Source organism: Streptomyces sp. MB09-02B, assembly GCF_033794485.1.
GTDB lineage: Bacteria > Actinomycetota > Actinomycetes > Streptomycetales > Streptomycetaceae > Streptomyces.
On the sequence record NZ_JARGEE010000372.1, the window covers coordinates 1 to 8,974 of the forward strand.

At 73.5% G+C, this 8,974-nt stretch carries 8 protein-coding genes; 6 read left to right on the forward strand and 2 right to left on the reverse strand.

The window, feature by feature from the left end; genetic code table 11:
* A partial coding sequence (locus tag P1P70_RS34800) for a TerD family protein (protein WP_413471616.1) occupies nucleotides 1-673 on the forward strand: 673 nt, incomplete at its 5' end.
* Between the two features lie 82 nt (nucleotides 674-755).
* Here P1P70_RS34800 and P1P70_RS34805 read toward each other — a convergent pair.
* Nucleotides 756-1,931: a glycosyltransferase gene (locus P1P70_RS34805; protein ID WP_319244983.1), complete on the reverse strand. Its 1,176-nt coding sequence runs from the start codon at nucleotides 1,929-1,931 to the stop codon at nucleotides 756-758.
* A gap of 57 nt (nucleotides 1,932-1,988) precedes the next feature.
* On the opposite strand from P1P70_RS34805, the gene P1P70_RS34810 reads away from it, so the two are divergent.
* Both P1P70_RS34810 and P1P70_RS34815 read left to right on the forward strand, forming a co-directional pair.
* Nucleotides 1,989-2,798, forward strand: coding sequence for a glutamate racemase (locus P1P70_RS34810; RefSeq protein WP_319244985.1), 810 nt, complete (start codon nucleotides 1,989-1,991; stop codon nucleotides 2,796-2,798).
* A gap of 50 nt (nucleotides 2,799-2,848) precedes the next feature.
* The gene (locus tag P1P70_RS34815; RefSeq protein ID WP_319244987.1) at nucleotides 2,849-3,406 is read left to right on the forward strand and encodes a hypothetical protein; all 558 of its coding nucleotides are present in this window, start codon (nucleotides 2,849-2,851) and stop codon (nucleotides 3,404-3,406) included.
* Nucleotides 3,407-3,520: 114 nt separating this feature from the next.
* Here P1P70_RS34815 and P1P70_RS34820 read toward each other — a convergent pair whose 3' ends face one another.
* Nucleotides 3,521-4,582 carry an O-antigen ligase family protein gene (locus P1P70_RS34820; RefSeq protein WP_413471617.1) on the reverse strand — a complete coding sequence of 354 codons (1,062 nt, stop codon included), beginning with the start codon at nucleotides 4,580-4,582 and terminating at the stop codon, nucleotides 3,521-3,523.
* Nucleotides 4,583-4,787: 205 nt separating this feature from the next.
* Here P1P70_RS34820 and lnt point away from each other — a divergent pair, with 205 nt between their 5' ends.
* The 3 genes from lnt to P1P70_RS34835 all read left to right on the forward strand — a co-directional run.
* Nucleotides 4,788-6,404, forward strand: coding sequence for an apolipoprotein N-acyltransferase (gene lnt, locus P1P70_RS34825; protein WP_319244989.1), 1,617 nt, complete (start codon nucleotides 4,788-4,790; stop codon nucleotides 6,402-6,404).
* 67 nt (nucleotides 6,405-6,471) lie between these two features.
* Nucleotides 6,472-6,948 (forward strand): NUDIX domain-containing protein, encoded by a 477-nt coding sequence (locus P1P70_RS34830; protein WP_319244991.1) that lies wholly within the window; start codon nucleotides 6,472-6,474, stop codon nucleotides 6,946-6,948.
* 236 nt (nucleotides 6,949-7,184) lie between these two features.
* Nucleotides 7,185-8,974 (forward strand): phosphotransferase (locus P1P70_RS34835; RefSeq protein ID WP_319244993.1); only part of this gene is annotated, 1,790 nt, incomplete at its 3' end.

Below are 8,974 nucleotides of genomic sequence, written 5' to 3' on the forward strand. Positions count from 1 at the left end.
GCCTCCCGCCCCGCCCGTGGCGCCCCCGGCGCCGGTCCGTCTCACCAAGGTGACGCTCACGAAGGACGCTCCGTCTGTCTCCCTGACCAAACAGGGCGGCACATCCGGCGCCATGCGCGTGAACCTCAACTGGGAGGTGCACAAACAGTTCAAGGGATGGGGCAGCAAACTGGGCCGTGCCGTCGCCATGCACGCGGACCTCGACCTCGACCTGTGCGCCCTCTTCGAACTCTCCGACGGCAGCAAGGGCGTCGTCCAGGCACTGGGCAACGCCTTCGGCTCCCTGAGCCAGCCGCCCTTCATCCACCTCGACGGCGACGACCGCACCGGTGCCGTCAGCAGCGGCGAGAACCTCACCATCAACCTCGACCACAAGCAGTACTTCCGGCGCATCCTCATCTTCGTCACCATCTACGAGGGGGCCCGTTCGTTCGCCGATCTGCACGCCACGGTCACCCTCCAGCCGCAGCACGGGGCACCGATCGACTTCTCGCTCGACGAGTGCACGGTTCCCTCCACCGTCTGCGCCCTCGCCCTCATCACCAACCAGGGCGGCGACCTCATCGTCCAGCGCGAGGCCCGCTACCTCGTCCCCGAGCGCGGAGTGAGCCCGCAGCGCACGGTCGACTACGCCTACGGGTGGGGCATGAACTGGACGCCCGGCCGGAAGTAGCCGTCCGTACAAAAAGAAGAGGAAAGGGTTCCGCACCCGAGGGAGGCTCCGGCGCGGGACCCCGACCCTCAACCTGCAACCCTCAACCCTCGTCCGGCACCGGGTCCGGGCGGGCGTAGGTGCGGCCCTTCCAGGCCGCGCCGCGCCCCCGGTGGTGCCGCACCGCCGAGTCGACCGTCATCAGCAGGTACAGGAACGCGGTGAACGGCAGCAGCGGAGCGAGGCCCGGCGGCAGACCGTAGTAGCGGAGCATCGGCAGGTACGTCGCCGTCATCAGCAGCCAGGCGAGCCCGCCGAGCAGCGCCGTCGCCGGGTCCGCCGTGACCAGGCCCGCCACGAGCGAGACCGGCGGGACGAGGTAGACCAGGGTCAGGCCGAGGACCGTCCCGGCGAGCAGCAGCGGATTGTGCAGCAGCTGGGCGTAGGCGCTGCGGGCGACCATGTGCCACAGGTCGCGCAGCCGGGGGTAGGGCCGCACACTGTCCACGCGCTCCGCGAGCCCGAGCCAGATGTGGCCGCCGCTCCTCTTGACCGCGGCGGCCAGCGCCACGTCGTCGATGACGGACTGCCGGATCGCGTCCGGGATCCGTGCCCGCTCGGCGGCCTCGGCCCTCAGCAGCACACAGCCACCCGCCGCTGCCGCCGTGCGCGAACCCGGTACGCCGATCCGCCGGAACGGATAGAGCTGGGCGAAGAAGTACACGAAGGCGGGCACGACGAGCTTCTCCCACACGCTCTCGGCACGCAGCCGGGCCATCTGGGAGACCAGGTCGAAGCCGCCGGTGCGCGCGGCCGCCACCAGCGCTCGCAGGCTGTCCGGGCTGTGCGCGATGTCCGCGTCCGTCAGGAGCAGGAACTCGGGTCGCCGCGCGCGAGCCAGCGTGATGCCGTGCCGTACGGCCCAGAGCTTGCCCGTCCAGCCCGCGGGCGGCTCCCCGGGCGAGGACACGGTCAGGGGCAGGCCGCCGAACCGGTGGGACAGCTCACGGGCCAGGTCGCCGGTCCCGTCCGAGCTGCCGTCGTCGACCAGGAAGACCTCGGCCCGGCCGGGATATTCCTGGCCCAACAGCGACGGCAGGCTGTCCGGCAGCACGGCGGCCTCGTCACGCGCGGGAACGACGACGCAGACGTCCGGCCAGACGTCGGGGTCCCGGCGGGGTGGCAGGCGTACATCCGTGCGCCAGAAGAAGCCCTGGCCGAGCAGCAGCCACAACCAGGCGGCGAGTGATCCGGCGGCGGTCCACGCGATGGCGCTCACGTCCGCAGTCTGCCCCACGGGAGCAGCCGTACCGAGGCCATCGTCTATCGTGGCCGGGTGAAGATCGCGCTCATGGATTCCGGTATCGGTCTGCTCCCCGCCGCCGCGGCGGTACGGCGGCTACGGCCCGACGCGGATCTCGTGATCTCCTCGGACCCCGACGGCATGCCCTGGGGCCCGCGCACCCCCCAGGACCTGACCGAGCGTGCCCTCGCCGTCGCCGAGGCGGCGGCCGCCCACCGACCCGACGCGCTGATCGTCGGCTGCAACACCGCCTCCGTGCACGCCCTGCCCGCCCTGCGCGCCCTCCTCGAACCCGGCCTGCCGGTGATCGGCACCGTCCCGGCGATCAAGCCGGCCGCGTCCGGCGGCGGCCCCTTCACGATCTGGGCGACACCGGCCACCACCGGCAGCCCCTACCAGCGCGGCCTCATCGAGGAGTTCGCCGACGGTGTCCCGGTCACCGAGGTGCCCTGCTGGGGACTGGCCGAAGCGGTGGAGCACGCCGACGACGCCGCCATCGACGCCGCGATCGCCGCGGCGGCCGCGCTGACGCCCACCGATGTGACGACCGTCGTCCTGGGCTGCACCCATTACGAGCTGGTCGCCGAACGCATCCGCGCCGCCGTCCAGCAGCCCGGCCTCCCGCCCCTCGTCCTGCACGGCTCCGCCGGCGCCGTGGCCGCGCAGGCGCTGCGCCGCATCGGGGAACTGCCCGAGCCCGAGGCCGACTGGACCGGGTCGACGCTGACCGTCATCCTCAGCGGCCGCGAGGGCGCCGCTCTGCCCGCCCCTGCGCTGGCCTACGAGGAGGGCCGACTGCTCGGGACCGCCGGCGCCGCGCCCGCCGGCATCGTGGAGCGGTAACGCTCCGCGACCAGGTGCCCGCGCAGCGGAACCTGAGTAGTCTCAAAGCCATGAGGGACCACCCCCACGGCGAGACGGGCACCCCCGAAGGCCCGCACCCCGAGGTCTGGACCGGCCGCGCGACCAATCGCGGCCAGTGGCTGCTGGCACTCGGCGGCGCCGCCTGCATGGCACTGGGCATCGAACTCGCGGTCGACTCCGCGTGGGCCTCCGGTGTCGCCCCGCTCGTGATGTCCGTCGTCGGCTGCATCGCCGCCGGGCTGCTCGTCCTCTTCGGCACGCTCGCGTTCGTGCACGTCTCCGTGAAGGTCGACGAGGACTGCCTCGAAGTCCGCTGCGGCCACATCGGTGTGCCACGCCGCCGCATCCCCCTGTCCCAGGTCGCCGACGCCGCCTTCGCCCCGTGCGTCACGCCCCACCAGTGGGGCGGCTGGGGCTACCGCTGGCGGCCCGAGAAAGGCACGGCCGTCGTCGTACGACGCGGCGAGGCCGTGGTGCTGCGCCTCTGGGACGGTCACACGTTCACGATCACCGTCGACAACGCGGAGACGGCCGTGGACGTCATCCGCGCCCGGCTCACCCCGAAGGCGACCGACGCCGCGCACTGACGCCTTCCGCGCGACGGGCGCACTGACGCCTTCCGTACGGGCGGTCGCGCGGACGGGCGTATGACACCTTCCTCGCGTCCGTCGCGTCCGTCGCGTACTAGCGGTCGTCGCGGACTAGCGGTCGTCGAGGTCCGGCGTCGGGTCCGGCTCCGCTTCCGTCAGGGGCCGCGCCGTCGCCATGCCCGCCAGCAGGCCCGCGCCCGCCGTCACCGTCGTGAAGCTCAGCGCGTTGCCCACGGCGGCGATCGCGGCCACCGCCGTCAGGGCCGCGCCCGCGGTCAGGACCACCGGCGTGGAGCGCGGAGTCCGCCACAGCACGTACAGGACCCAGCCGAACACGGCCGCGAGCAGCGCGACACCGACGAGCCCTTGCTCGGCCGCCAGCTGCAGGGGTGCCGAATGGGGCCGGTCGTCGGCCGACAGGGACTCGGCGACCGTGGGGCTGAGCTCCCCGAAGCGGCCCGGTCCCACGCCGAGCAGGGCATCGTCGTGGACCAGGTCGAGCGCGTCGTGCCACAGCAGGATCCGGTGCGGGGTGAGCTGCCCCTCCAGCGAGTCGGTCAGCCCGGCCGGCAGGGCGTCCTCCGCGACGGCCCAGACCGTCGCCGTCACCAGGGCCGTGGCGACGGCGAGTCCCACGAGGCCCGGGCCCCGGCGCATCCGGGCCGCCGCGAGCGAGCACAGCAGCACCCCGGTGCACGCGGCGAAACCGGTCGTCGAGCCGAGCACCGTCGCGGTCACCGCGATCCCGCAGGTCGTCAGCCGCAGAGCCAGCCGCAGGCCGGACGAACGGGCCGCCCAGGCGGCACAGCAGGCGGCACCCGCGGCCAGGACCAGCAGCGCGGCGGTCGCCCCGGTGTGCCCGAGAGGCGAGACCAGCGGCGAGCCCGTCATGGTGTGCGGGTCGGTGACCGCCAGACCGAGACCGGCCAGCGCGCCGGCGGACGGTGCCACCACCGGCAGCAGGGCCCCGCAGATCCGGCCCGCCGCGTAACCGGCCGCCACCGCGAGCACCGCCAGCAGCACACCCTCCGGACGGCCGCCCCGCGCCGCCGCCGTGATCAACGACCACGCCGCGCACGCCCCGAGCATCAGCACACCCGTGACATCGGAGACGTTCCGTCTCTCGTGCGAGGCCGACGCTCCGGCCGCGGACTCCGTCCCCGTGGACCCCAAGGTGTCGCCCCCCGACTGTGCCGGGCCTCGACCGCCCGGACCGCGTCCGGCCGCACGTCAGAGGCTCGCGCACACCGTAACGGGTGATGCGCCGGTTTGTGGACGAGTTATGCAGGAACGATGCGGCCGGGGTGCGACAAAAGCCTCACGCCGGACGCACGGGCCGCGCTGTCGGCGCCCGGGTGACGCGCCGTACACTCCCCGAGTGACCGTCACCGCCACTCCCGTAGACGAGCCGGAACAGCTCGAACCCCAGGCCGCGCCCGTGTCCCGGGTGTCCCGATGGGCCGTCCGGCTCCTTCCGGCCGTCGCCGCGGCCCTCTCCGGGGTGCTGCTCTACGTCAGCTTCCCGCCCCGCACCCTGTGGTGGCTGGCCCTGCCGGCCTTCGCGGTCTTCGGCTGGGTGCTGCGGGGACGCAGCTGGAAGGCGGGCCTCGGTCTCGGCTACCTGTTCGGTCTCGGGTTCCTGCTGCCGCTGCTGGTGTGGACCGGCGTGGAGGTCGGCCCCGGTCCGTGGCTCGCGCTCGTCGTGATCGAGGCGGTGTTCGTGGCGCTCGTCGGCGCGGGCGTCGCCGTCGTCTCGAAGCTGCCCGGCTGGCCGGTGTGGGCCGCCGCCCTGTGGATCGCCGGTGAGGCGGCACGCGCGCGTGCCCCCTTCAGCGGATTCCCCTGGGGCAAGATCGCCTTCGGCCAGGCGGACGGGGTCTTCCTGCCGCTGGCCGCTCTCGGCGGCACACCCGCGCTCGGCTTCGCGGTCGTGCTGTGCGGCTTCGGGCTGTACGAGGTGGTCCGGCTGGTCGTGGCGCACCGGCGCACCGGCCAGGCCGCACGCCGGGGCACCGCGGCCGTGGCGGCGCTCTCCGTGGCCGTACCCCTCGTGGGCGCCCTCGCGTCCCGCGCGCTGGTGAGCGACGAGGCCGAGGACGGCACCGCCACCGTGGCGGTCATCCAGGGCAACGTCCCGCGCCTCGGGCTCGACTTCAACGCCCAGCGCCGGGCCGTGCTCGACTACCACGCCCGGGAGACCGAGCGGCTGGCCGCCGAGGTCAAGGCCGGCAAGGTCGCCCGGCCCGACTTCGTGCTCTGGCCTGAGAACTCCTCCGACATCGACCCCTTCGCCAACGCCGACGCCCGCACGGTGATCGAGGATGCGGCCGCCGCCATCGGTGCCCCCATCTCCGTCGGCGGCGTGGTGGAGCGGGACGGCAAGCTCTACAACGAGCAGATCCTGTGGGACCCCGAGAAGGGCCCCGTCGACACCTACGACAAGCGGCAGATCCAGCCGTTCGGCGAGTACCTGCCGCTGCGGTCGCTGATCGGCGCCATCAACAGCGAGTGGACGTCCATGGTCCGCCAGGACTTCAGCCGGGGCACCGAGCCCGGTGTGTTCACCATGGACGGTGCCGAGGTCGGTCTCGTGACCTGCTACGAGGCGGCCTTCGACTGGGCCGTGCGCTCCGAGGTCACCGACGGCGCGCAGCTGATCTCGGTGCCGAGCAACAACGCCACCTTCGACCGCAGCGAGATGACCTACCAGCAGCTCGCCATGTCCCGGGTACGCGCCGTCGAACACAGCCGCACCGTCACCGTGCCGGTGACCAGCGGGGTCAGCGCGATCATCCTGCCGGACGGCAGGATCACGCAGAAGACGGGCATGTTCGTCCCGGACTCCCTGGTCCAGAAGGTCCCGCTGCGGTCCTCGCAGACGCCCGCCACCCGGTTCGGCATCGCACCCGAGATGCTTCTCGTGCTGGTCGCGGCGGGTGGACTCGGCTGGGCGATCGGGGCAGGTGTGCGCGGGAGGCGCGCCGGTGGCGTGTAGCCGTACGCCTCGCGTGCGCGTCCCGGATGCGGCGGGGTGAGGGGACCGGCCCGTTAGGGTCGGCCCCATGGCTACCCCTGATTTCATCCGCACACTCCGTGCTTCCGCCGGCAACCAGCTCCTCTGGCTCCCCGGAGTCACCGCCCTCGTCTTCGACGACGAGGGCAGAGTGCTGCTGGGCCGCCGGTCCGACAACGGCAAGTGGTCGCTGATCGGCGGCATCCCGGACCCGGGGGAGCAGCCGGCGGCCTGTGCCGTGCGGGAGGTCGAGGAGGAGACGGCGGTCCGGTGCGTGGCCGAACGGGTCGTCCTCGTACAGGCGTTGGAACCGGTGCGGTACGACAACGGGGACGTCTGCCAGTACATGGACACCACGTTCTACTGCCGTGCCGTGGGCGGAGAGGCACGCGTCAACGACGACGAGTCCCTGGACGTCGGCTGGTTCTCCCTGGACGCCCTGCCGCCGGATCTGAGCGAGTTCGCGCTGTTCCGCATCAAGCAGGCCATGTCCGACACGGTGACGTGGTTCGACCCGACCGTCTGAGACCGCGGGAGGGGCGGTGGCCGTGTCCGCGTGTGGAGCACGCGCTCGACGCGCCGGTGTTCCGCGCGGACCGGCCCCGGCGGCCCCGCCCGTCGACGCCGGTGATGCGGTCGAACGCCCCGCCCGTCGACGCGGTTGACGTGGCCGAAAGCCCCGCCCATCGACGCCGTTGACGGGCCGAATGCCCCGCCCTACGGTTGCCGGAACATTTCGGTCTGGAGGGGTGGAGCCCTGCGATGAGCCATCCCCCGCGCTTCCCCTCGGTCGGCGAGGCGGAGTTGACCGCCTTGCTCGCCACCCGCTTCGGGGTGCGCGGCACCCTCAAGGACCTGGGGAGTCAGCAGGACCGCAACTACCGGGTCCGCACGGACGCGGGCGACCGGGTGCTCAAGATCGCCAACCCCGCGACGGATCCGGCGGTCCTCGACGCCCAGGACGCGGCGGTCGGCCATCTGGCCCGGGTGCTCCCGGATGTGCGGCTGCCCCGGGCCCGGCCCGGGGTGGACGGTGCCACGGTGCAGTGGCTCACGGCGGACGGTGTGGAACTGGCCTGTCGCTTGCTGGACTTCGTTCCCGGCGAACCGATCATGGACAGCCGTTACCTCGCCCCCCGTGTCGTCGCCCGGCTCGGCGAACTCGCCGGACGGGTCGCGGCCGGGCTCGCCCGTTTCGAGCGTGTCGGCCTGGAGGCGGCAGCGCCGGACCCGACCCGCATGTGGGACCTGCGCAACGCGCCCGCCGTCGTCGAGGCACTGGCCCCGCACCTGCCCGACCGGACGCGCGCCCGACGGATCCTCAAGGCGGTCCGCGCCGCCCACGCCCTGGTGGAGCCGTACGCCGACGGGCTGCCGACACAGATCGTGCACGGCGACGTGACCGACAACAACGTGGTCTGCGAGACGGCTCCCGACGGGCGCCCCCTCCCGGTCGGCGTCATCGACTTCGGTGATCTGGGCCCCGGTTGGACGGTCGCGGAACTCGCCGTCACCTGCACCTCCGTGCTCCACCACCACGGCGCGGGCCCCGCGTCGGTGCTGCCTGCCGTGCGGGCCTTCGACGCGGCGAGGCCGCTCGGGGACGAGGAGGTGGCCGTCCTGTGGCCGCTCGTCGTGCTGCGGTCGGCCGTCATGGTGGTCAGCGGGCAGTACGACACCCTGTTGGACCCGGACAACGGGTACGCCACGGCCGCGCTGGACCGCGAGTGGGCGATGTTCGAGGCCGCCGAGTCGGTACCGGCGCAGGTGATGACGGCCCTGTTCCGGCAGGAACTCGCCCGCCCGGCGGCCCGGCCCGGGGCCGCCGCCCGGCCGCTCGCCGCGCCCGCCTCCGGCAGCGGTCGGCCGCCGGGGCACCCGAACGCCGGCCGGCTGCTGCCCGCGCTGTCGGCCGAGGTGCACGTCCTCGACCTGTCGGCGGGGAGCGACGACCTGCACACCGGACGCTGGCTGGACCCCGGCATCGAACGCACGCTCGCCGTGGAGGCGTTGGCGGCGGGACGGGCCGCCGTACGGACCCGGCACGGTGAGTTCCGGCTGACCCGCGCGTCCGTCGACGGCGGGGGCGACGCCGGGACCTGTGCGCTCGGGATCGAGCTGTACCTCACCGGGCCACTGGAGGTCCACGCGCCGTGGGCCGGCACGGTCACCAGGGCGTCCGACGGCACGCTGACCCTCAGCACCGGCGACGGGAACGACCTGATCCTGGCCGGTGTCGAGGGATTGGGCGAGGGCGAGGGCTTGGGCGAGGGCGCTGTCGGGGGCGGTGGCGATGCCGGGGCCGGAGTCGGGGCCAGAGTCGGAGTCGGGGCGGCGGCCGATGTCGAGGAGCCGGCCGTGCCCGTCGAGGCGGGTCGGTCCCTGGGCAGGGTGGCGGAGAGCGACGGCGTATACGTGCTGGGGGTCCAGCTCTGTGCCCTGACCGGTGAGCGGTCGCCGAGATTCGCCGCCCCCGAACTCGCCGACGGGTGGCTGTCGTTGTGCCCCGACCCGGGCGGGTTGCTCGGCGAGGGCGGGGGTGAACCCGTGGG